Origin of the sequence: Amycolatopsis bartoniae (genome assembly GCF_014191255.1) — a bacterium.
In the GTDB taxonomy this organism is placed as follows: domain Bacteria; phylum Actinomycetota; class Actinomycetes; order Mycobacteriales; family Pseudonocardiaceae; genus Amycolatopsis_E; species Amycolatopsis_E bartoniae.
Map to the genome: position 1 here is coordinate 922,235 of NZ_JACHWH010000001.1, position 22,211 is coordinate 944,445.

19 protein-coding genes are annotated in these 22,211 nt (G+C 72.4%); 15 read left to right on the forward strand and 4 right to left on the reverse strand.

Features of this window, described 5'->3' with window-relative positions:
• The first annotated feature begins 133 nt into the window (after positions 1–133).
• Positions 134–391 carry a hypothetical protein gene (locus FHX82_RS04595; RefSeq protein WP_183176473.1) on the forward strand — a complete coding sequence of 86 codons (258 nt, stop codon included), beginning with the start codon at positions 134–136 and terminating at the stop codon, positions 389–391.
• 331 nt (positions 392–722) lie between these two features.
• On the opposite strand, the gene FHX82_RS04600 is transcribed toward FHX82_RS04595, so the two are convergent.
• On the reverse strand, positions 723–1,538 hold the full coding sequence (locus tag FHX82_RS04600; protein ID WP_145939244.1) for a dienelactone hydrolase family protein: 816 nt from the start codon (positions 1,536–1,538) through the stop codon (positions 723–725).
• A 71-nt stretch (positions 1,539–1,609) separates the two neighbouring features.
• On the opposite strand from FHX82_RS04600, the gene glmS reads away from it, so the two are divergent.
• The 10 genes from glmS to FHX82_RS04650 all read left to right on the forward strand — a co-directional run bounded on the left by glmS (position 1,610) and on the right by FHX82_RS04650 (position 13,850).
• On the forward strand, positions 1,610–3,472 hold the full coding sequence (gene glmS / locus FHX82_RS04605) for a glutamine--fructose-6-phosphate transaminase (isomerizing) (RefSeq protein WP_145939243.1): 1,863 nt from the start codon (positions 1,610–1,612) through the stop codon (positions 3,470–3,472).
• A gap of 6 nt (positions 3,473–3,478) precedes the next feature.
• The gene (locus tag FHX82_RS04610) at positions 3,479–4,930 is read left to right on the forward strand and encodes an NAD(P)H-hydrate dehydratase (protein WP_145939242.1); all 1,452 of its coding nucleotides are present in this window, start codon (positions 3,479–3,481) and stop codon (positions 4,928–4,930) included.
• 54 nt (positions 4,931–4,984) lie between these two features.
• Positions 4,985–6,025 carry an NAD(P)-dependent alcohol dehydrogenase gene (locus tag FHX82_RS04615; RefSeq protein ID WP_145939241.1) on the forward strand — a complete coding sequence of 347 codons (1,041 nt, stop codon included), beginning with the start codon at positions 4,985–4,987 and terminating at the stop codon, positions 6,023–6,025.
• Positions 6,018–6,863, forward strand: coding sequence for a DeoR/GlpR family DNA-binding transcription regulator (locus FHX82_RS04620; protein WP_145939240.1), 846 nt, complete (start codon positions 6,018–6,020; stop codon positions 6,861–6,863). The genes FHX82_RS04615 and FHX82_RS04620 overlap by 8 nt, the downstream gene beginning before the upstream one ends.
• A complete protein-coding gene (xylB, locus tag FHX82_RS04625) occupies positions 6,860–8,284 on the forward strand; it encodes a xylulokinase (RefSeq protein WP_145939239.1) in 1,425 nt (474 codons plus the stop codon). Before FHX82_RS04620 ends, xylB begins: the two co-directional genes overlap by 4 nt.
• On the forward strand, positions 8,284–9,366 hold the full coding sequence (locus FHX82_RS04630) for an ABC transporter ATP-binding protein (RefSeq protein ID WP_145939238.1): 1,083 nt from the start codon (positions 8,284–8,286) through the stop codon (positions 9,364–9,366). The genes xylB and FHX82_RS04630 overlap by 1 nt, the downstream gene beginning before the upstream one ends.
• A 68-nt stretch (positions 9,367–9,434) precedes the next feature.
• Positions 9,435–10,547, forward strand: a complete 1,113-nt coding sequence (alr, locus tag FHX82_RS04635) for an alanine racemase (protein WP_145939237.1) — start codon at positions 9,435–9,437, stop codon at positions 10,545–10,547.
• A 1-nt stretch (position 10,548) separates the two neighbouring features.
• A complete protein-coding gene (locus FHX82_RS04640; RefSeq protein ID WP_183176474.1) occupies positions 10,549–11,643 on the forward strand; it encodes an alpha/beta fold hydrolase in 1,095 nt (364 codons plus the stop codon).
• Between the two features lie 514 nt (positions 11,644–12,157).
• Entirely contained in the window at positions 12,158–12,610 is a 453-nt protein-coding gene (gene tsaE / locus FHX82_RS04645) for a tRNA (adenosine(37)-N6)-threonylcarbamoyltransferase complex ATPase subunit type 1 TsaE (protein WP_145937975.1), read from the forward strand.
• Between the two features lie 259 nt (positions 12,611–12,869).
• A complete protein-coding gene (locus FHX82_RS04650; protein ID WP_145937946.1) occupies positions 12,870–13,850 on the forward strand; it encodes a zinc-dependent alcohol dehydrogenase in 981 nt (326 codons plus the stop codon).
• 255 nt (positions 13,851–14,105) lie between these two features.
• On the opposite strand, the gene FHX82_RS04655 is transcribed toward FHX82_RS04650, so the two are convergent.
• Positions 14,106–15,401 (reverse strand): carboxyl transferase domain-containing protein, encoded by a 1,296-nt coding sequence (locus FHX82_RS04655; RefSeq protein ID WP_145937947.1) that lies wholly within the window; start codon positions 15,399–15,401, stop codon positions 14,106–14,108.
• Entirely contained in the window at positions 15,394–16,854 is a 1,461-nt protein-coding gene (locus tag FHX82_RS04660; protein WP_145937948.1) for an acyl-CoA synthetase, read from the reverse strand. The genes FHX82_RS04655 and FHX82_RS04660 overlap by 8 nt, the downstream gene beginning before the upstream one ends.
• A 107-nt stretch (positions 16,855–16,961) precedes the next feature.
• Between FHX82_RS04660 and tsaB the strand changes: the two genes are divergently transcribed.
• The 3 genes from tsaB (at position 16,962) to tsaD (ending at position 19,235) form a co-directional block, all read left to right on the forward strand.
• Positions 16,962–17,609, forward strand: a complete 648-nt coding sequence (gene tsaB, locus FHX82_RS04665; protein WP_145937949.1) for a tRNA (adenosine(37)-N6)-threonylcarbamoyltransferase complex dimerization subunit type 1 TsaB — start codon at positions 16,962–16,964, stop codon at positions 17,607–17,609.
• A gap of 109 nt (positions 17,610–17,718) precedes the next feature.
• Entirely contained in the window at positions 17,719–18,189 is a 471-nt protein-coding gene (gene rimI, locus FHX82_RS04670; protein ID WP_145937950.1) for a ribosomal protein S18-alanine N-acetyltransferase, read from the forward strand.
• Positions 18,189–19,235: a tRNA (adenosine(37)-N6)-threonylcarbamoyltransferase complex transferase subunit TsaD gene (gene tsaD, locus FHX82_RS04675; RefSeq protein ID WP_145937951.1), complete on the forward strand. Its 1,047-nt coding sequence runs from the start codon at positions 18,189–18,191 to the stop codon at positions 19,233–19,235. The genes rimI and tsaD overlap by 1 nt, the downstream gene beginning before the upstream one ends.
• 102 nt (positions 19,236–19,337) lie before the next feature.
• On the opposite strand, the gene FHX82_RS04680 is transcribed toward tsaD, so the two are convergent.
• On the reverse strand, positions 19,338–21,254 hold the full coding sequence (locus FHX82_RS04680; RefSeq protein ID WP_145937952.1) for an N-acetylmuramoyl-L-alanine amidase: 1,917 nt from the start codon (positions 21,252–21,254) through the stop codon (positions 19,338–19,340).
• 619 nt (positions 21,255–21,873) lie between these two features.
• Between FHX82_RS04680 and groES the strand changes: the two genes are divergently transcribed.
• Positions 21,874–22,167, forward strand: coding sequence for a co-chaperone GroES (gene groES, locus FHX82_RS04685; protein ID WP_026153773.1), 294 nt, complete (start codon positions 21,874–21,876; stop codon positions 22,165–22,167).
• Positions 22,168–22,211 lie beyond the last annotated feature (44 nt).

The window sequence follows — 22,211 nt, forward strand, 5'->3', positions numbered from 1 at the left end:
GCGACGGTCGGGGCGGCGCGCTGGAGCGGGCCACGCCTGCTTCGGCTGTGGCGGGGCGAGGCGGCGCGGCGGACCTGGCGGTGGCGCGGCCGAGCGGGGTGAACCTTGCGGTGGCGCGGCCAGGCGAGATGGCGTGGCTGGGCGTGATGGCGGGCGGGCCGGGCTGGAGACGGGGCGGATAGGCGGCGGCTGGGCCGGGCGGGGTGGCGTAGTGAACCCGGCGGTGGCGCGGCTGGCGTGGTGCGGGGCGAACCCGGCGGTGACGAGGCCGGGCGAGGTGGCTGGGCGTAGTGGTGGCGTGGCCGGGCTGGAGGCGGGGCGGATCGGCGGCAGCTGGGCACGCTGGGGTGGGCCTGCCCGGCGGCGGTGGCCCGGGGAGGGCAGTAGCTGAGCCGCCCGGGCGGGGCCGCAGCGGGCCCCGGCCGCCAGCGACGGGCCGGGGTGGCGCGCTGGAGTGGCCCGCGGCTGTTTCGGCAGCGGGCGCGGCGAATCCGGCGGTAGCCCCAGGCGGCTGGGCGGGGCTGGGTGGCGGCTTGCCCGGCGGTGGTGACCGGAGCCGTCGTGACCGGGCGTGCCACCGCTTCTGCCCCTCGCCGCCGTCCGGCCGCCAGGGCCGTGCCGAGACTGGCGCCGGGTCGGCAGCCGCGAATCCGGCGGCAGTCCCGAGCCGATGTTCAGCCGTCAGAAGCGCACCGAAAGTGGCCGCTACCAGGCCGAACCCCTCAAGCCGCCTCTTCGGCCAGGCTCGGGTCGAAGTCGATCGACGCTCGTTTCACGTCCGCTTCCAGCAGGGGGCGGTACTTGTCGGTGCCGGTGAGGTGCGTCAGGAAGAACGCCGTGAACAGGGCGCGCACCAGTTTCTGCGTCCGGCGCTGCGGTTTGCCCTGCAGCAGCCGCTGGCTCCAGTGGCTGCCCTCGGTCACCGCGAGGTGTGTCGACTTGTCGAGGATCCTCAGCTGGACCGGACCGCCCCACGCCTTGGCGATCGCCTCGGCGTTGCCCGCCGCCGGGGTGACCAGGTCGCCCTTCGCGGCCAGGTGCAGGCCCGGCACGGTCAGCTTCCGCGCCGCGTCCGTCGCCGTCGGCAGGGTCTGCGCCGCGGCGATCGTGGCCACCGCCTTGATCCGCGGGTCACCCGCCGCGGCCAGCACCGCCGCACCGCCGCCGACGGAGTGCCCCGCCAGGCCCAGCTTCGCCGGGTCGACGCTGATCCCGCCCGGCCCGAGCCGCACGCCCGTCACGATGTCCAGCGTGGACTTCAGGTCGGCGGCGAACAGCCGGTGCGACGGCAGCGGCCCGCGCTGCGTCGACGGCGCCGCCGCGACGAAACCCCAGCTCGCCAGGTGGGTCAGCAACTCGCGGTACCGCCCCGGCGGCTGCAGCCAGCCGTGTCCGAACGCGACGCCCGGCAGGCCCAGCCCGCTGCGCGGGGTGAACACCACACCGGGCAGCCCGGCGAGCGCGAGGTTGCCGCGCACCACGTCGTGCGGACCGGGGTGCGACAGCTCCTCGAGCAGTTCCTTCGGCTTGCTGGCCATGGCCAGAAGAATAGGCCAGCGCGGCCCCGGCCCCCAGCCGAGGCGCCGCGCGCCCCAGTACCCTCGTCCGGGTGTGCGGAATCGTGGGATACGTCGGTCACCGCCCGGCGCTGGACGTCGTACTGGGCGGGCTGCGGCGGATGGAGTACCGGGGTTACGACTCGGCCGGGGTCGCGGTGCTGGACGGCGCCGGTGCGCTGACCGTCGAGCGCAAGGCGGGCCGGCTGGCCAACCTGGAACAGCAGCTCGACACCACCGGCCGCGAGCGCTTCGCCGGCACCGCGGGCATGGGGCACACCCGCTGGGCCACGCACGGCGCCCCGGTCGACCGCAACTCCCACCCCCACCGCGACACGAGCGAGCGCGTCGCCGTGGTGCACAACGGCATCATCGAGAACTTCGCCGCCCTGCGCGCCGAGCTGGAGGCCGACGGGGTCGAGCTGACCAGCGACACCGACTCCGAGACCGCGGCGCACCTGATCGCCCGCGCGTACAACGAAGGCCCCACCGCGGGGGACCTCCCGGCGAGCGTCGGCGCAGTGTGCCGCCGCCTCGAAGGCGCGTTCACACTGGTCGTGACCCACGCCGACCAGCCGGACCTGGTGGTCGCCGCGCGCCGGTCGTCCCCGCTGGTCGTCGGGGTCGGCGAGGGGGAGACGTTCGTCGCCTCGGACGTCGCCGCGTTCATCGAGCACACCCGCGAGGCCGTGGAGCTGGGGCAGGACCAGCTGGTCGTGATCAGCCGCGACGGCTACGAGGTCACCGACTTCGCCGGGGAACCCGCGCAGGCCAAGCCGTTCACGGTGGCGTGGGACCTGTCGGCCGCCGAGAAGGGCGGCCACGACTACTTCATGCTCAAGGAGATCGAGGAGCAGCCCGAGGCACTGGCCAACACGCTGCGCGGGCACTTCGACAGCGGCCGCATCGTGCTCGACGAGCAGCGGCTGTCCGACCAGGACCTGCGTGACGTGGACAAGGTGTTCGTCGTCGCGTGCGGCACCGCCTACCACTCGGGGCTCATCGCGAAGTACGCCATCGAGCACTGGACGCGGCTGCCCGTCGAGGTCGAGCTCGCCAGCGAGTTCCGCTACCGCGACCCGGTGCTCGACCGCGACACCCTCGTGGTCGCGATCTCACAGTCCGGTGAGACGGCCGACACGCTGGAGGCCGTGCGGCACGCGCGTGGCCAGAAGGCGCGTGTGCTGGCGATCTGCAACACCAACGGCGCGCAGATCCCGCGCGAGTCCGACGCGGTGCTGTACACGCACGCCGGGCCCGAGGTCGGGGTCGCGGCGACGAAGACGTTCACTTCTCAGGTCGCGGCGAACTACCTCGTCGGCCTCGCGCTGGCGCAGGCGCGTGGCACGAAGTACCCGGACGAGGTCGCGCGCGAGTTCGCCGAGCTGGAGGCGATGCCTGCGGCCGTCCAGAAAGCACTGTCCACTGTGGAGGACGTGCGGGCGCTGGGGCGGCGGATGGCCGACTCGAAGGCAGTGCTGTTCCTGGGCAGGCACGTCGGGTTCCCGGTCGCGCTCGAAGGAGCGTTGAAGCTCAAGGAACTCGCGTACATGCACGCTGAGGGTTTCGCGGCCGGCGAGCTCAAGCACGGGCCCATCGCGTTGATCGAGGAGGGCCTGCCGGTCGTCGTCGTGATGCCGTCGCCGAAGGGGCGCGCGGTGCTGCACGCGAAGCTGGTGTCGAACATCAGCGAGATCCAGGCCCGCGGCGCGCGCACGATCGTCATCGCCGAGGAGGGCGACGACACCGTGCGCCCGTTCGCGGACGAGCTGATCGAGGTGCCCGCCGTGCCGACGCTGCTGCAGCCGCTGGTGTCGAGCGTGCCGTTGCAGGTGCTGGCCGCCGAAATCGCCCGTGCCCGTGGTTACGACGTGGACAAGCCGCGGAACCTGGCGAAGTCCGTGACGGTGGAGTAAGGGCTCATGCAAGGCATCTGGAGCACCGACCAAATCCGCGAGGCCGAGGAACGCCTGCTGGCGAAGACTCCGGAGGGCGCGCTCATGCAGCGCGCCGCCTTCGGGGTCGCCGTGCAGGCGGCCGACATGTTGCGGGCGCACACCGGCCGCGTCGCCGCGACCCAGGTCACCCTGCTCGTCGGGGCCGGCAACAACGGCGGCGACGCGCTGTGGGCGGGCAAGTTCCTGCGCAGGCAAGGCGTCGCCGTCACCGCCGTGCTGCTCAACCCGGAGAAGGCGCACGCCGCCGGGCTCGCGGCCCTGCGCCGGGCGGGTGGCAGGGCTGTCACCCTCGACGAGGCTCCCCGCGTGCTCGAAGCCGCGGACCTGGTGATCGACGGCATCGTCGGTCTGCAGGCGCGCGGGCCGCTGCGGGAGGACGCCGCGAGCCTGCTCGACTTCATCGGCGCGCCGGTGCTGGCGGTCGACCTGCCCAGCGGTGTCCACCCCGATCAGGGCACTGTGGACGGTCCGGCGATCACGGCCACCCGCACGGTCACGTTCGGCGCGCGCAAACCGGTGCACGTGCTCAACCCGGAGCGGTGCGGCGAGGTCGTGCTGGTCGACATCGGCCTGCTGCCCGAGCTGGGCGATCCCGGCATCGAGCAGCTGGACGCCGTGGACGTCGGCGTCGCGTGGCCGGTGCCCGGCCCGGAGGACAACAAGTACAGCCAGGGCGTCACGGGCATCGCCGCCGGTTCGGCCACCTATCCCGGCGCCGCGGTCCTCGCCACCGGCTCGGCCGTGCTCGCGACGTCGGGCATGGTGCGCTACGCCGGACCGGCGGCGGACGTCGTGCGTTCGCGCTGGCCCGAGGTGGTGGCGACGGGTTCGGTGACCGACGCGGGCCGCGTCCAGGCATGGGTCGTCGGGCCGGGCATCGGCACCGGGCAGTCGGGCCGCCGCGTGCTGGAGCACGTGCTGTCGGCGGGGGTGCCGGTGTGCGCGGACGCCGACGCGACCACCTTGATGGCCCACCAGCCGGACGTCCTCGACGCGCGCGACCCCGGCACGCCGCTGGTGCTGACGCCGCACGCGGGCGAGTTCGAGCGGCTGACCGGCGCGCCTCCGGGCGCCGACAGGGTGGGCGCGGTGAAGGCGGCGGCCCGCCGGTTCGACGCCGTGGTGCTGCTCAAGGGCAACACGACGCTGGTCGCCGCGCCCGACGGCCGGGTGCTCGCGAACGTCGCGCGCGGCTCGTGGCTCGCGACCGCGGGGTCCGGCGATCTGCTGTCGGGTCTGGTCGGCGCGTTGCTGGCCGCCGGACTCGACCCGTGGCTCGCGGCGGGCGCCGCGGCGTACGTGCACTCGCTGGCCGCCGACCTCGCCGCGCGCGGGGTGCCGGTTTCGGCCAGCGGCGTGCTTTCGGCGATTCCGGACGCCATCCGAAGCCTAAGAAGTTATCAAGTTATGCGTTAACAACTCGCGGTTCCTCCGGTAAGAATGAGCTGACCAGCTCGGACGGAGGGCTCGATGACGAGTGCGCGCATGAAGGTGTCGGTCCTGTACGGGGTGCACGACGTGCGCACCGAGGAGCGGCCGGTGCCGGAGCCCGGGCCGGACGAGGTGCTCATCCGAGTGCTGTCGGTCGGCACCTGCGGTTCGGACGTGCACTACTACGAGAACGGGCGGATCGGCGACTTCGTGGTCGAGCAGCCGCTGGTCCTCGGGCACGAGCCGAGCGGCGTGGTGGTCCGGACGGGCAGCGCGGCGAAGCGGCACGAGGCCGGGCAGCGTGTCGCGCTGGAGCCGGGTGTGCCGTGTTCGGTGTGCGAGCAGTGCAAGGCCGGCCGCTACAACCTCTGCCCGCGCATGCGGTTCTTCGGCACCCCGCCGATCGACGGCGCGTTCTGCGAGTACGTGGTGCTGCGCGAGGACTTCGCGCACCCGGTGCCGGACTCGCTGAGCGACGACGCGGCCGGGCTGCTGGAGCCGCTTTCCGTTGGCGTGTGGGCGAACCGCAAGGCACGCACCGCGCCGGGCAGCCGGGTGCTGATCACCGGCGCCGGGCCGATCGGGCTGGTGGCGACGCAGACGGCGCGCGCGTTCGGGGCGAGCGAGGTCGTGGTGACCGACGTGAACCCGCGGCGCCTGGAGGTCGCGCGGGAGCTGGGGGCCACCGCGACGATCGACGTGTCGAAGGAGAACCTCGCCGACGCGGACTTCGACCCGGACGTGCTGCTGGAGTGCTCGGGTGTGCCGGTGGCCGCCGGACAGGCCATCCGCAAGGTGGGCCGCGCGGGCCGGATCGTGCTCATCGGCATGGGCGGTGACGAGATCCCGTTGCCGCTCGCGCACGTGCAGAACTCCGAGATCGAGATCACCGGCACCTTCCGCTACGCCAACACCTGGCCCACGGCGATCGCGCTGGCCGCCTCCGGCGAGGTGGACCTGGACCGGCTGGTGACCCACCGGTTCGGGCTGGAGCAGGTCGAGGAGGCCCTCACCGTCGCCGCCAAGGACGACTCGGTGATCAAGGCCGTCGTGCGCCCGCAGGAAGCCCGCGTTGGCTAGGACGCGGCCGTCCGACGCCGAGGTCGAGCAGCGCCGCCAGGACATCCTGCGGCACGTGATCGACTCCGGCGAGGTGCGGATCGACCAGCTGTCCGAGCGGTTCGGGGTCAGCCTGATGACCGTCCACCGCGACCTCGACGACCTGGCCGAACGGCGGCTGCTGCGCAAGCTGCGGGGCAGGGTCGCCGCGTACCCGGCGTTGACGATGGAGACGGCGAAGCGCTTCCGCGAAGGTCTGAACCTGCCGTGCAAGGAGGCGCTGTGCGCCGTCGCCGTGCGTGAGGTACGGGCCGGGCAGACGGTGTTCGTCGACGACTCGACCACGTTGTTCCCACTGGTGCGCCTGCTCGCCGGGATCGAGCGGCTGGTGGTGATCACCAACTCGCTGGAGGCCGCGCGCATCCTCGGGGAGCACGAGAGCGCGGAGGTCCTGTTGCTCGGCGGGCGGTACACCGAGTTCGACTCGTGCATCGGCCCGGACACTATCGAGGCGCTCGGGCGGATGCGCGCAGACATCGGGTTCGTGTCGGCCACCGCCGTCGCGGGCGGTCGGCTGTACCACCCGGTGCGGGACTACGCATCGCTCAAACGAGCGGCACTGGCCGCGGCGAACAAAAACGTTCTCGTCGTCGACAGCTCGAAATTCGGCCGTACCGCCACGTATTCGTACGGTGACGTTTCGGCATATGACCTGGTCATCGCGGATGGTGGGACGCCGGACGACGAACTGGCCGCGATGCGGCAGTTCGGCACCCGGGTCGAACTCGTGGACCAGCCGGGAAAATCCGGCGAAAACCCTGGACTGAATCGCGAAAGTGACGGAGGCTCTTCGGTATGACAACAGCGCCGTTGGTCGCCGGCGTCGACTCGTCAACGCAGTCGACGAAGGTGGTCGTGTGCGATGCGCTCACAGGAGCGGTTTTGCGCACGGGCCGCGCTGCGCACCCCGACACGACGGAGGTCGATCCGCGGCTCTGGTGGCAGGCGTTCACCCAGGCGTCCGACGGGCTGCTCGACGGCGTGCGGGCCATCGGGGTCGGCGGGCAGCAGCACGGCATGGTGACCCTCGACGAGCACGGCGAGGTCGTCCGGCCCGCCCTGCTGTGGAACGACACCCGCTCCGCCAAGGCCGCGGACAACCTGGTGACCGAGCTCGGCGGCCCCCGCGCGTGGGCCGAAGCCGTGGGTTCGGTGCCGGTCGCGAGCTTCACCGTCACCAAGCTGCGCTGGATGGCCGAGCACGAGCCGGAGCTTGCCGACCGCGTCGCGCGCGTGCTGCTGCCGCACGACTGGCTCACCTGGCGTCTGCTCGGTGGCGGCGAGCCGGTCACCGACCGCGGCGACGCGTCGGGCACCGGCTACTTCTCACCCGCGGAAGGCGTCTACCGCAAGGACTTCCTGAGCCACGCGTTCGGCGGCCGGACCCCGGAGCTGCCCCGCGTGCTCGGCCCGCGTGAGGCGGCGGGCGAGACCCCGGACGGGGTGCTGGTCTCCGCGGGCACCGGCGACAACATGGCCGCCGCGCTCGCGCTGGGCCTCGGCGAGGGCGACGTGGTGGTGTCGCTGGGCACCAGCGGCACGGTGTTCGGCGTGTCCGCGACGGCGCCCGCCGACCCGACCGGCATCGTTGCCGGGTTCGCCGACGCCACCGGCCGGTTCCTGCCGCTCGCGTGCACCCTCAACGCCGCCCGCGTGCTCACGGCTACGGCCACGATGCTCGGCGTCGACCTGGCTGGTCTGGACCGGCTCGCGCTCGCCGCGGAACCGGGCGCGGGCGGGCTGACCCTCCTGCCGTACCTGGACGGCGAGCGCACCCCGAACCTGCCCGACGCGGCCGGTTCGCTGCACGGCATGCGCCGCACCAACATGACCCCGGAGAACCTCGCCCGCGCCGCCGTCGAAGGCATGTTGTGCGGCCTCGCGGCGGGCCTGGACGCGGTGCAGGCCCACGGCGTCACCGCGCGCCGCGTCCTGCTCATCGGCGGTGCCGCGCAGTCGGCCGCCGTGCGTGCCGTCGCGCCGACGGTGTTCGGGCTGCCGGTCGTGGTGCCCGAACCGGCCGAGCACGTCGCGCTCGGCGCCGCGCGCCAGGCCGCGTGGGCGCTCGCCGGCGGCGACGAACCGCCGGCCTGGTCCGAGAACACCCGGCTGGAGCCGGTCACCGGGGACGCCGCGACCGGCGAGGAGCTCCGCCACCGGCACCTTGACATCCGCGAGCTCGTGCATCACGTTTCACTGAAAACAGGAGAGGACACCTGATGGCCACGATCACCTACGACAAGGCGTCCCGCCGCTACCCCGGCGCCGACCGCGCGGCGGTCGACGCCCTGGATCTCGAGATCGCCGACGGGGAGTTCCTCGTGCTGGTCGGGCCTTCCGGGTGCGGCAAGTCCACGAGCCTGCGCATGCTGGCCGGGCTCGAGGACGTGGACGACGGCGCCGTGTGGATCGGTGACCGCGACGTCACCCAGCTGCCGCCGCGCTCGCGCGACATCGCGATGGTGTTCCAGAACTACGCGCTCTACCCGCACATGACGGTGGGGCAGAACATGGGCTTCGCGCTGAAGATCGCGGGCAAGCCCAAGGACGAGATCAAGCAGCGCGTGGCCGAGGCGGCGAAGCTGCTGGACCTGGAGGACTACCTCGACCGCAAGCCCAAGGCGCTCTCGGGTGGCCAGCGGCAGCGCGTCGCGATGGGCCGCGCGATCGTGCGCGAGCCGCAGGTGTTCCTGATGGACGAGCCGCTGTCCAACCTGGACGCGAAGCTGCGTGTGTCCACCCGCACCCAGATCGCCGCGCTGCAGCGGCGGCTGGGCACCACCACCGTCTACGTCACGCACGACCAGGTCGAGGCCATGACGATGGGCGACCGCGTCGCGGTGCTCAAGGACGGGCTACTGCAGCAGTGCGACACCCCGCGGGCCCTGTACGAGCGGCCGGCGAACGTGTTCGTGGCCGGGTTCATCGGCTCGCCCGCGATGAACCTCGCGTCGGCGCGGCTGTCCGACGCCGGTGCGTCGCTGGGCGGGATCACGGTGCCGCTGTCGCGCGAGACGATCGCCGCGGCCGGTGGCGAAGACGTCACCCTCGGCTTCCGGCCGGAGTCGCTGGAGCTGACCGACCAGGACGGTCTCGCCGTGAAGGTCGACCTGGTCGAGGAGCTGGGCTCGGACGCCTTCGTCTACGGCAAGATCGCCGCCGACGGCGCGGCCGAAGGCGCCAGCGTCGTGGCGCGTGTCGACCCGCGCAAGACCCCGTCGATGGGCGACACCCTGCGCCTGCGCATCCGCCCGGACGAGCTGCACGTGTTCTCCACCAGCACCGGCCTGCGCCTGGACTGAGTGTTTTCCGGATGGCCGGCTTCGCACCGCGAAGCCGGCCATCGGCGTGCTGTGGGAAAATCGGCGCGATGAGCCCCGAACTGTTCCGCGCCGAGATCGTGATCGACCTCGCCGCCATCCGGCACAACGTCGGCCTGCTCGCCGAGCGGGCGGCCGGTGCCGCGACGATGGCCGTGGTCAAGGCCGACGGGTACGGCCACGGCGCCGTCCCGGTGGCGAAGGCCGCGCTCGACGCCGGTGCGACGTCGCTGGGGGCGTGCTCGCTCGCGGAGGGGCTCGCGTTGCGGGAGGCGGGGATCACCGCGCCGGTGTTCACGTGGCTCGACGCGCCGGGCGTGGACTTCGCGCCGGGTGTCGCCGCGGACATCGATCTGTCGGCCAGTTCCACCCACGAGCTCGCCCGGATCGCCGAAGCGGCGCAGCGGGTCGGCAAGCGCGCCCGCGTGCACCTGAAGATCGACACCGGGCTTTCGCGCAGTGGGTCTCCCGCGTACGCGTGGCCCGCGCTGGTCAAGGCCGCGGCGGCCGAGCCGGACGTCGAGGTGGTGGCGGTGTGGTCGCATCTGGCGTGTGCCGACGAGCCCGGTCACCCGTCGATCGACCAGCAGGCGCAGCGTTTCCAAGCGGCGTACGACATCGCGTGCGAAGCGGGGCTGAACCCGTTGCGGCACATAGCGAATTCCGCCGCGACGCTCACGCGCCCGGACCTGCACTTCGACCTCGTGCGCCCCGGTATCGCGGTGTACGGGCTGAATCCCGTGCCACAGCGGGAAGATCTGCGTCCGGCGATGACGTTCCGCTCGCAGGTCGTGCTCACCAAACGCATCGAGGCCGGTGAGTCCGTCTCTTATGGACAGACGTGGACGGCCGAGCGGGACACGAACCTGGCGCTGGTGCCCGCGGGGTACGCCGACGGGGTGCCGCGCACGCTGTCCGGCCGGATGGACGTGTGGCTGGCCGGGAAGCGGCGGCCGGTGGCCGGGCGGGTGTGCATGGACCAGCTGGTCGTCGACTGCGGGGACGACGAGCCGGAGGTCGGGGCCGAGGTGGTGCTGTTCGGCGCGGGCGGGCTGGGCGAGCCGACCGCGCGTGAGTGGGCGGACACGATCGGCACGATCGACTACGAGATCGTCACCGGGATGTACCGGCCGCGGGTGCGGCGGCGGTACGAGGGGGAGTGACATGACGCCGTCCCGGCGCCTGCTGACGGTCGTCGGCGGTGCTGCCGCGCTCGCGACGGGAGCGGCGGCGGCCGGGATCGCGTTCGCAGCGCAGCAGCGTCGTTCGGCCGTGGAGCCCGGCGAGCGGCTGGGTGACCTGCGTGCCGACCGGACGTGCACGGTCGCCGCGGATGACGGGACGCCGCTGGCGGTGTCGGAGGTCGATCCGGAGGAGGGCAAGCCGGAGCTGACCGTCGTGGGGGTGCACGGGTTCGCGTTGTCGCAGCGCAGCTGGTACTTCCAGCGGCGGGCGCTGGCTTCGCTGGCGTTGCCGCGGGTGCGGCAGGTGTACTACGACCACCGCGGGCACGGCCTGTCCGGGGCGGCGGACGCCGGGAGCAGCACGATCGAGCAGCTGGCGCGGGATCTGGACGCGGTGCTGCGGTCGGTGGTGCCGGAGGGGCCGATCGTGCTGCTGGGGCATTCCATGGGCGGCATGGTGATCATGGAGCTGGCGCAGCAGAACCCGGAGCTGTTCGCCGAGCGGGTGTGCGGGGTGGCGTTCCTCGCGACCGCGGCGGGTGAGGTGGGTAGTCGCGGGTTGCCGCGGAGCCTGTTGTCGAAGTACAACCCGCTGACGCGCGGGGTGGGTGGGCTGGCGGGCTGGCAGCCGGGGCTGGTGGAGTTCGTGCGGGCCGCGGGAGGTCAGCTGACACGCCCCGCCGTGCGGCGCCTGTCGTTCGGTTCGCGGGATGTGCCGTCGGAGGTGGTGGACTTCCTGCTGGAGATGCTGGCCGTGACCCCGGTGCGGGGCCTGGTGAACTTCGTGGACACGCTGGGGAGTCACAACCGGTACGCCGCGCTGGCGGGCCTGAAGCACGCCCACGTACTGGTCCTGGGCGGCGACGCCGACCGGTTCACGCCGTACTCGCACGCCGAACGGATCGCCGCGGAACTCCCGGATGCCGAGCTGGCGCGTGTCCGGGGTGCCGGGCACATGGTGCAGCTGGAGCAGCCGGAGCTGGTGAACAGCCACGTGATCGACCTGCTGCAGAAGTGCGCGGGCGTAGAGGAGGCCCCCTCGGCCCGCCGCCTGTGGCGATGGCTGGACAAGTAGCCCGAGGTGGGGGTGCGCGGGCGGGGGTGCGGCCGCACGGGCGGCCCCCGGAGCGGGGTCGCGGCGCGGGTTGCGCGGGCGGGCGAGCTGTCCGCGGGAGCGAGCCTGCGGGTGGGCCGTGGCGCGGGCGGGCAAGCTGCCCCGAGCGAGCCTGCGGGTGGGCCCTGGCGCGGGCGGGCCGGGTTGTGGTGGCGTGGGCGGGCGAGCTGTCCGCGGGAGCGAGCCTGCGGGTGGGCCGTGGCTTGGGCGGGCCGGGTTGTGGTGGCGCGGGTGGGCGAGCGATCCTCGGAGTGGGGTCGCGGCGCGGGTGGGGTGACGGAATCATCGAGCTCCGGCGAAACGAGCGGTGGTCGAGCTGGTGCTGGGGGCGGGATGGCATTGTGGCCGGGCAGGGGTCACGGCGTCATGCCGGTGAAGCGGTGGGCGCGTGATGGATGGATGATCGAGCTGCCGGTGGAACGGAGGTCTCGGCGTGAGTGAGCGGTCGGAATTCCGGCGGAGCGGAGGTGGCGGCGTGGTCGAGCAGGCGGTGGAGCTGCCGGCGGAACAGGACACGGTGGCCTACGGCGAGGAGCTGGGCCGCAAGCTGCGGGCGGGTGACCTCGTGTTGCTCGCGGGCCCGCTCGGTGCCGGGAAGACCGTGCTGACGAGGGGTATAGCGAAGGGGCTCGGCGTTTCCGGCCGGGTCAGTTCGCCGACCTTCGTGCTGGCTCGGGTGCATCCCGCGGGGGAGCGCGGCGTGCCCCTGGTGCACGTGGACGCTTACCGGCTGGGCGGAGACCTCGCGCAGCTGGACGATCTGGACCTCGACACCGACCTGGAAGCCTCGGCGGTCGTCGTCGAGTGGGGCGAGGGGTCCGCGGAGCGCCTGTCGGAGGACTACCTCGTGGTACGCCTGCAACGCCGTGACGACGACGTCCGGATCGCCACACTCGAACCGCACGGGGGTTGGAAGGAGCGGGTGTAGCCCGTCTCGACTGGCTGCTAGGTTGGCGTGGTGAGGGCGCGCTGAGCCGGGGCGGCGTGGGTGCGCTGAACCGTGTGGGGATGGGGCGGGCCGCGCGCTGGATGCGCTCAGCGGCGCCGTGAGAGCGACCTGCGTGCACTGAGTCGTGCGGCTGGGCGACACGGTGATGGCGGGCTGGCTGCGCTGAGCCGGAGCCTGTGGGGGTGAAGCGATCTCCCTGCCGTGCCGGGGGATGGGGTGATCGTGGGAAGGTGGGGGTATGAGTCGTGCGGTGGTGGTCGAGCGGCCGGGTGAGGTGCGGGTTGTGCGCAGCGAGCCGCAGCTGCCCGGGCATGGCGAGGCGGTCGTGCGGGTGGCCTGGTCGGGGATCTGCGGGTCCGACCGCGAGGTGTTCGCCGGCACGCGCGCCGAAGGGTACGTCCGCTATCCGGTGACCCCTGGGCACGAGTGGTCGGGGACGGTCGTCGAGCTGGGGCCGGGGACCGATCAGTCCCTGCTGGGCAAACAGGTGGTGGGCGAGGGGTTCCGCAACTGCGGGCGGTGCGCCTCCTGCCGTCGGGGCGACACGAACCTCTGCGAGGCTGCCTACGACGAGACGGGCTTCACGCAGCCCGGCGCGTGGGCCGACGAGCTGCGCCTGCCCGCCCGGCTCCTCCACGAGCTGCCCGCCGACGCCGACCTCCGCGCGGCCGCGTTGCTGGAACCCGCGGCCTGCATGGCGGCGGCCTGCCTCAAGGCGAACGTCGTGCCGGGCGAGCGCGTGGCGGTCGTCGGGGGCGGGACACTAGGGATGCTCGCCGTGCAACTGCTCGCCGCGAGCGGCCCGGCGGAACTGGTGGTCGTCGACCCGCGTACGGACCGTGCCGAGCTGGCCGGGCGCTCCGGCGCGGCGTTCGCATCGCCGGATGAGGAGCTGACCCCGTTCGACGCGGTCGTCGAGGCCGCCGGAGCACCCGGCACCGGCGCACTGGCGGTGCGCCTGACCCGACGCGGTGGCCGGACCGTCCTCACGGGCCTGGCCGGCACCGAGACGGAACCCATCGCCCCGGCGGAGCTCGTCGCGTCGGCGGTCACGGTGCACACCGTCTTCGGCGCGTCCTCAGCCGCCTGGAGCCACGCCGTCCGCGCCTTCGCGGCGGGGATCCTCGACCCGGCGCCCCTCATCACGCACGAGTTCCCCCTCGAACAGGCGGAAGCCGCGTTGTCCACCCTCGGCGGGAAGGTGCTGCTGCATCCGTAGCGGCTGCCGCGGTCAGGCGAGGTCCTGGGCGCAGGTGGGAGTCGGGTTGTCGACTCTCGTTGGGAGGGGCGGTGTGGCGTCGGTAGTGGCTGCTGGCGTCTTGGGGGTGCAGGTGGAAGCCGTCGGGAGAGGGGTGCTGCGCCCGTGGGGGCTGCCGCGGTCAGGTTTCCTGTGCCACCTCCAGTTCGGCGAGGTCCTGGGGGCGCAGGTGGAAGTTGTCGGGAGAGGGGTGCTACGCCCGTGGACGCTGCCTGGTCAGACGATTCCCTGTACCACCCCCAGTTCCACGAGGTCCTGGGGACGGAGGCGGAGTTGCTCGGCCGTCGCGGGGATCTCCTCCGGTGGGCGCTTGAGGATGGCGGCGGCCGCTTCCGGTGACGTCACCGAGAAGTAGCTGTCGGGCGTCACCCACGTTCGGCCGGGTGCGGCGAACGCGAGTGCGCCGCCCGAACCGCCCTCGCCGATGACCAGTGTGGTCACCGGGACCGACGCCGCCGCGATCGCGCCGAAGACCTCCGCGATCCCCGCGCCCGCGCCCGCTCGCTCGGCTGCACCGTCGTTCGCCGCGCCGGGGGTGTCGACGAGCGTCAGCACTGGGATGCCCAGCCGGTCGGCGAGCCGGATCAGCCGGGCCGCCGTGCGGAAGCCCGAAGGAAGCGTCGCCGTGCCGCACTGTGCCGCGTAGGCGATCGTCATGCCGTTGCGAGAACCGAATCCACAGTGGACACCTGCATCCACTCCGCCGCACCGGTCGCCGCTGACGTTCTCTCGCCAGTCGAAGTACGCGTCGAGATAGGCGTCGGCCCTTGGACGTTCCGGAGCCCGCGCCGCCAGCACCGCGTCCCAGCCCGTCTGCGGCAACTCCGTCTGCCGCAAGGATGTGGGTGGTTCCGGCGCCCCGCCAGTACCTTGCGTGAGCAGCGTCAACCATCGCGCCAGTGCAACAGGCAGATCGTTCACGATCTGGTCCACGTGTCCGGACGCCAGCTGCGATTCGGCCGTGTAGGCCTGCTCGTTGCCCGGCGGCCGTACCCGCGAACCGGCGAACCCCACCTGTGCTCCGGGCAGCGCGAGCACGACATCCGCACCCGCACCGAGCGTCGCCCAGCCCCCGCCCGTCGTCGGGTCGCGGAGGACCGAGATCTGCGGGATACCCGCCGCCCGGGTGAGCGCCACCTGGCGTGCGATGCGCTGCAGCTGCGACAGCGCCGCCATGCCCTCCTGCATTCGACTACCACCGGTCGCGATCAGCGAGACCACTGGCGTGCGCAGCTCCCGCGCCCGCGTGAAGGCCGCCTCGATCCGGTCTCCGGTCCGCCGTCCCACCGAGCCGCCGAGAAACCCGAACTCGAACACGATCAGCGTCGCCTCGACGTCGCCGATCTTGCCGGAACCGCAGATCACCGACTCCCGCTCACCGGTCCGTTCCCGCGCCCGCCGCCGGGCCGCGTCGTACCCCGGCCAGCCGATCGGACCGTCCACAACGGACTCGTCCGGAGGCGGGTCGAACTCCGTGAACCCGGAGCAGACGGACTCGATCAGCTCACGCATCCAGCGCCCGTTTCATCACCTTGCCCATCTCGTTGCGCGGCAGCGCGTCCAGGAACCGCACCACCCGCGGCCGCTTGTGCGGGGACAGCAGCCGTGCGACGTGGTCGACCAGCTCCTGCTCGGCGGGCGGCGCCCCGGACGGCACGATCCACGCCACGATCCGCTCGCCGAGGTCGGGATCCGGCTCACCGGTGACCGCCGCTTCCGCGACGCCCGGGTGCTCCAGCAACGCGTTCTCGATCTCCCCGGCGCCGATCTTGTAGCCCCCGCTCTTGATCAGGTCGGTGGCCTTGCGGCCGACGATCCGCAGGTACCCGTCGCCGTCGCGGGTCGCCATGTCGCCAGTGCGGAACCAGTCTCCCCCGCCGGCTACGCCCTCACTGACGAACACCTCGGCCGTCGCGTCCGGCCGGTTCAGGTACTCGGTGAACAGGTTCGGCCCGCGCACCTGGATCTCGCCGACCGTCTCTCCGTCGGAGACCTCGATGACCGCGCCGGACTCGTCGACGAGCCGCACCTCGACCCCACCCAGCGGCACGCCGACCGTGCCCGGCTTGCGTTCGCCGTCGGCCCGGACGCTGGTGTTCATCAGCGTCTCGCTCATCCCGTACCGCTCGACGACCTGCTGGCCCGTCGCGGCCGTGATGCGCTGGTGGTCGTGCACCGGCAGTGCCGCCGAGCCCGACACGAGCAGCCGTGCCTGCCCGAAGGCCTTGGCCAGCTGCGGGTTCTCGGTGACCTCGCCCGCGATCCGGTGGTACATCGTGGGCACGCCGAACATCATCGTGGCGCCCGAGGTCAGCTCCTTGGCCGCGCCCTCGACCGAGAACCGGCCCAGGTGCCGCACGCTGCCGCCGCGGCGCAGCGGGCCGAGGATGCCGAGGATCAGGCCGTGCACGTGGAACAACGGAAGCCCGTGCACGAGCACGTCGTCAGCGGTCCACTGCCACGCGTCCTCAAGGGCGTCGAGCGTGGAGGTGATCGCCCGCCGCGGCAGCACGACACCCTTCGGCGGGCCCGTGGTGCCGGACGTGTAGACGATCAGCGCCGGTGCCTCGGGATCCAGCTCCGGGGGCAGCTCACCCTGCTGGCCCGTGAGCGGAACGTCCTTCCGCGGCAACGCCTCCAGGTCCGGTGGCAGCGCGACTCCCGATTCGGCGAGCACCAGGGACGGCGTGCTGTCGGACACGATGTGCCCCAGCTCCCGCTCGCCGATCTTCGGGTTCACCGGTACCGCGGGCGCGCCGGCCAGCAGGGCAGCCACGACGGCGACGCTGGTGTGGATCGTCGGCGTCGCCCACACCGCGACCCGGCCCGGCGCCGCCTCGCGCAACTCCCGCGCCAGCGCTCCGGCCACCCGCGACAGCTGCGCGTAGTCGAGGGAGACCTCGCCGAAGCGCAGCGCTTCCTTCTCCGGCGGCGTCACCAGCGCCGGGAAAATCCGTTCGACCACCTTCGGGGCCTCCTCACGAAATTGGCAAAGTGGCTGAGCCACTTTCCGACCACTCTGCGGCTGCCCAGCCGCTGCTGTCAAGCACGCAGGGCATACCCTGGTACACCGTGCTGGTACTCGCCATCGACACCTCGACGCCTGCCGTCACCGCCGGGCTGGCGACGCTGGCGGGCGCCGACGTCTCCGTGCTCGCCGAGCGCGTCACGATCAACCCCCGTGCCCACGGGGAACTGATCACCCCGCACGTGCTCGACGCCGCCCGGGAAGCCGGCGTCACGCTGCGCGAGGTGGACGCAATCGTTTGCGGTGTGGGCCCGGGCCCGTTCACCGGCCTGCGGGCCGGCATGGCCACCGCCGCCGCGCTCGCCCACGGCCTCGGGATCGACGCCTATCCGGTATGCAGCCTCGACGCGATCGCGGCCACCGCGCAGGCCGGTGAGCCGTTCCTCGCCGTGACCGACGCCCGCCGCCGCGAGGTGTACTGGGCGGCCTACGACGCGGACGGCCACCGCGCCGACGGTCCGCACGTTCAGGCGCCGGAGCCGCTCGGCCTGCCCGTCGCCGCCGGTGACGGCGCCCTGCTCTACGCCGACAAGCTCGCCGTCCGGACCATCGAGCCGCGCTATCCGACGGTGGCCGGCCTCGTCACCGCCGCGCGGCCCTCGTTCGACGCCGAGCCCGCGCCGCTCACGCCGCTGTACCTGCGCCGTCCCGACGCGACCGAGCCGGGGGCGCGGAAGCGGGTGACGGCATGAGGATGGCCCGATTCTGTCGTGATGAAGTCGTGGTGGAAGCCTCCTTTGAGTGTTGTGCCGGGCGATGCCGGCGTGACGCCGAGCCGGGTGCGCGGAAGCGGGTGACGGTATGAAGCTCGCCCCGCTTCGCCGCAAGGACATCGGCCGCTGTGTCGAGATCGAGCGGCAGCTGTTCGCCGGGGACGACCCGTGGAGCGCGCGGGCCTTCCAGTCCGAGCTCGACGCCGGCGGCTACTACCTCGGCGCCTACACCGACGACGACGAGCTGGTCGGCTACGCCGGTCTGGTCACCGTCGGGCGCCCCGGCGACTTCGAGTCCAGCGTGCACACCATCGCTGTCGACGAGGCCCACCAGGGACAGGGCATCGGCACCGCGCTCCTGCGTGCCCTGCTGGCCCGCGCCGACGAGCTGCGCGCCCCCGTCTTCCTCGAGGTCCGCACCGACAACGACCGCGCTGTCGACCTGTACGTCCGGCACGGCTTCGTCCGCATCGGCGTGCGCAAGCGTTACTACCAACCATCGGGCGCCGACGCCTACACCATGAAGCGCCTCGCCCGCTCCGAACAGGAGGTCGGCTGATGTCCCGGATCATCATGGGCATCGAGAGTTCCTGCGACGAGACCGGCGTCGGACTGGTCCGCCTGCACGACGACGGCACTGTCGACCTGCTGGCTGACGAGGTGGCCTCCAGCGTGGACCAGCACGCCCGCTTCGGCGGCGTGGTGCCCGAGGTGGCGAGCCGGGCGCACCTGGAAGCGATGGTGCCCACGGCGAACCGCGCGTTCGAGAAGGCCGACCTCAAGCTGTCCGATGTGGACGCGATCGCGGTGACCGCGGGACCCGGCCTGGCGGGCGCGCTGCTCGTCGGGGTCTCCGCGGCCAAGGCCTACGCCGCCGCGCTCGGCGTGCCGCTCTACGGCGTGAACCACCTGGCCGGGCACATCGCCGTGGACACCCTGCAGCACGGCCCGCTGCCGAAGCCGTGCCTGGCGCTGCTGGTCTCCGGCGGGCACACCCAGCTGCTGCGCGTGGACGACATCGCCACCACCATCACCGAACTCGGGTCCACTGTGGACGACGCCGCCGGTGAGGCGTACGACAAGGTCGCCCGCGTGCTCGGCCTGCCCTACCCGGGTGGCCCGCCGATCGACAAGGCCGCCAAGCAGGGCGACCCGCGGGCCATCGCGTTCCCGCGCGGGATGACCGGCCCGCGGGACGCGAAGTTCGACTTCTCGTTCTCCGGCCTGAAGACGGCTGTCGCGCGGTGGGTCGAGGGTGCCGAACGCCGGGGCGAGGACATTCCCGTCAACGACGTCGCGGCCTCGTTCCAGGAGGCCGTGGCCGACGTGCTCACCGCGAAGGCCGTGCGCGCCGCGAAGGAGTCGGGCATCGGGACCCTGGTGATCTCCGGTGGGGTCGCGGCCAACTCCCGCCTGTCCGAGCTGGCGCGCGAGCGCTGCGAGGCGGCCGGTATCGAGCTGCGCGTACCGCGGCCGCGGCTGTGCACGGACAACGGTGCGATGATCGCCGCGCTCGGCGCTCACGTCGTGGCGGCCGGGGTGCGGGAGTCCACTCTGGACATCTCCGCGAACCCCGCCCTGCCCGTGCACGTCGTCTCGGTGTGACCCGGTAGCTGTCTTTTCCACGTCTCCCAGTCCACACGGCGGCGGCCGGACACGGAAGCCCGAATCCGGCCACCTGTGGACAACTGGGGGTATGTGGACAACTCAGGGGCGGCCGATCACCACGTCGTCGGTCTTCACGTACGCGACCCGGTGCCCGAACTGGATCTGCACGTAGTTCGTCTGCCCGCGCACCACCACGTGCGTGGTCGGGTCGAACGTCGTCGACCAGTAGTACTCCGACGGCAGCACCGGCCCCGCGACGTACTTCTGCCCGGCCGCGAAGGTGTACTGCAGTGGCGTCACCGCCTGCGGCGGCACGTTCGCCGGATACGCGGCGGCCTCCGGATACGCCCGCCCGTACACCGGCACGCTCGCGAGCCCCGGCTTCGGCGTCACCACCTGGCCCAGCGCGGGCACTGCCGCCGCGCTGCGGAACCAGCCCTTCTGGCCGAGATACCAGATCGCCGTCCACTCGCCGCTGACCTCGGCGACCGCGTACTGCTGGCCCGTCGACGCGCGGCTGCCCACGTCGGACACCCCCATCGTCGAAGGTGACCCGTCCGGGTGGAGGCCCAGGTCCTGCAGCAGCGGAGCGTCGTCCCGCGGTTCACTCCGCAGGATGACCTCGGACGATCCGCGCAGCGTGCACGCGGCTCCCGCGCTGTCACAGCCGGTGAAGGCGGGCTTGTTGGTCGCGAAGTCCGGCCGGATCGTGACGAGCCCCGTGCTCTGCCGCGCCCAGCTGCGCAGCGGTGCGCCGAGCAGGTCGAAGTAGTGGCACCAGTCCCAGTAGGGGCCCGGGTCCCAGTGCATGCCCGCGACGGTCGACGGCAGCGTGCCCGGCACGTTGTCGTGCCCGAGGATGTGCTGCCGGTCCACCGGGATGCCGTACTTGTCGGCCAGGTAGCGCACGAGCTTCGCCGAAGTCCGGTACATCGCCTCCGTGTACCAGGTGCCCTGCGCGCCGAAGCCCTCGTGCTCGACGCCGATCGACTTCGCGTTGACGTACCAGTTCCCGGCGTGCCAGCCGACGTCCTTGGTCAGGATGTGCTGGGCGATGTGGCCGTCGGTGGAGCGCAGCGTGTAGTGCCAGCCGAGGTACGTCGGGTCCTGCACGAGCCCGAGCGCCGTGTCGTAGGTGCACTCCGTGTCGTGGATGACGATGTGCGTGATCCGCTGGCTCTGCGGGCGCTCGGCCTTGTCGTAGTTGCCGTAGTCGCCGGGGCCGTCGCCGGTCTGCTGGTACGGCGCGGGAATCCACTCGGCCGACACCCCCGGCGGTGCCTCGACGTCCCCGCGCGGCGACGCGGGCAGGTTCAGCGCGCGGAGCTGGCCGCGGGCGGGGGAGACGCTGGTGGCGTCGAGGCGCACCGACTGGCCGTCGTCGGTCGTGCGGCTCGTGCCGGTGCTGATGGTGCCGAACACCTCGTCGGCGAAGAACGCTGCGGCGTCGGAATCGGTGGCGCCGCTGTAGCGCGCGACGGCGCCGTACCAGTCCGCCGGGTTCGAGCTCTTCACGCCCAGCTCCCGCTGGTACTGCGCGAGAACCGCGGCGCCGCCACGGATGTTCTGCGTCGCGTCCGTGCGCAGCGCCTCGGGGCTCTCGCCGGTGAGCTGTGCGGCGAGGTCGACGGTCTGCAGGGCCGGCACCGGCGCGGCTTCCCGCGGCTCGGCCGGGCGGAGGGCGGCGCGGGCGAGGTCGCCGCGCGGGTCCTCGGTGCCCTTGTCGTGGTGGCTCCCGCCGGCCGCGACGGTCCGCACGTCCGTCAGGTGCATCGGCCCGAAACCGGCGCCCGTGCTCGGCGTGCCGCCGTGGTGGTCCCAGCGGGACTCGAGGTACGAGACGCCCAGCAGGACCTGCTCCGGTACGCCGAACTCGGCGGCGGCCGCGGCGAAGGCGCGCTGGCGCGCCTGGTCGGCGGCGACGCTCGCCCCGGCGATCCCGGGAGCCGCGGCGGCGAGCCCGGCCGTTCCGGCGGCCGCGGCTCTGAGCGCGGTGCGACGGCTTAAGGGGTCCATCAAATCTCCTCGCATCGACGACGCGAGAAACCTACACAGAGTCCCGGTGCTTGGGCAGCGTCTTTCGACGGAAACTGTGGTGGACATGAGAAAGCCCCTGGTCCCGACGGAAGGACCAGGGGCTTCGGAGGCGCTCAGCCGGTCAGCACTTACCGCAGCAACCGCAGGACGAACCGGAGCACGAGCTGCAGCAGTTGCATCCACTCATGTGGAGAACACCTTCCCTTCGGGTTCTGCCCGGGCCGCCACTCAAGGTAGGCAGCGGTCCGGGTGACCCGGAACCGCTCAACGAGTGACGGGCGTTGACGGCACGTCACAACAGTTCCGCTCTGCGGGACAGCTTTCGGTCGCGCCGAGCAGGGTTTCCCGCACCCGGGGCAGGGGCGCGTGGACGAGACCGGCGTGTTCGGCGGAGCATCTTCACCCGTCCGAGTAAGCCCACTTCACGGCCTCTCCAGAGAGCGGAACGGACCCTCCTTGCGCGGCTAGCACTCGCGTGGCTAGAGTGCTAATTGCACGGCACCGCACACGCCCCGGCACCCGCGACGGCGGGGGTGGTAGGCGCCAAAGACAGACAAGTACCTGCCAACGCTTTCGACGACCCGTGGAGGTCAACCCGGTGAGCGTGAACATCAAACCGCTCGAGGACAAGATCGTTGTCCAGACGAGCGAGGCCGAGGAGACGACGGCTTCCGGTCTCGTCATCCCCGACACCGCCAAGGAGAAGCCCCAGGAGGGCAAGGTTCTGGCCGTGGGCCCGGGCCGCGTGGACGACAAGGGCAACCGCATCCCGGTGGATGTCAACGTCGGTGACGTCGTCATCTACTCGAAGTACGGCGGCACCGAGGTCAAGTACAACGGTGAGGACTACCTGATCCTGTCCGCTCGCGACGTGCTGGCCGTCGTCAACTGACTTCGGCTCTAGCGTCGAACGCCCCGGGTCCCGCACGAAGCCGG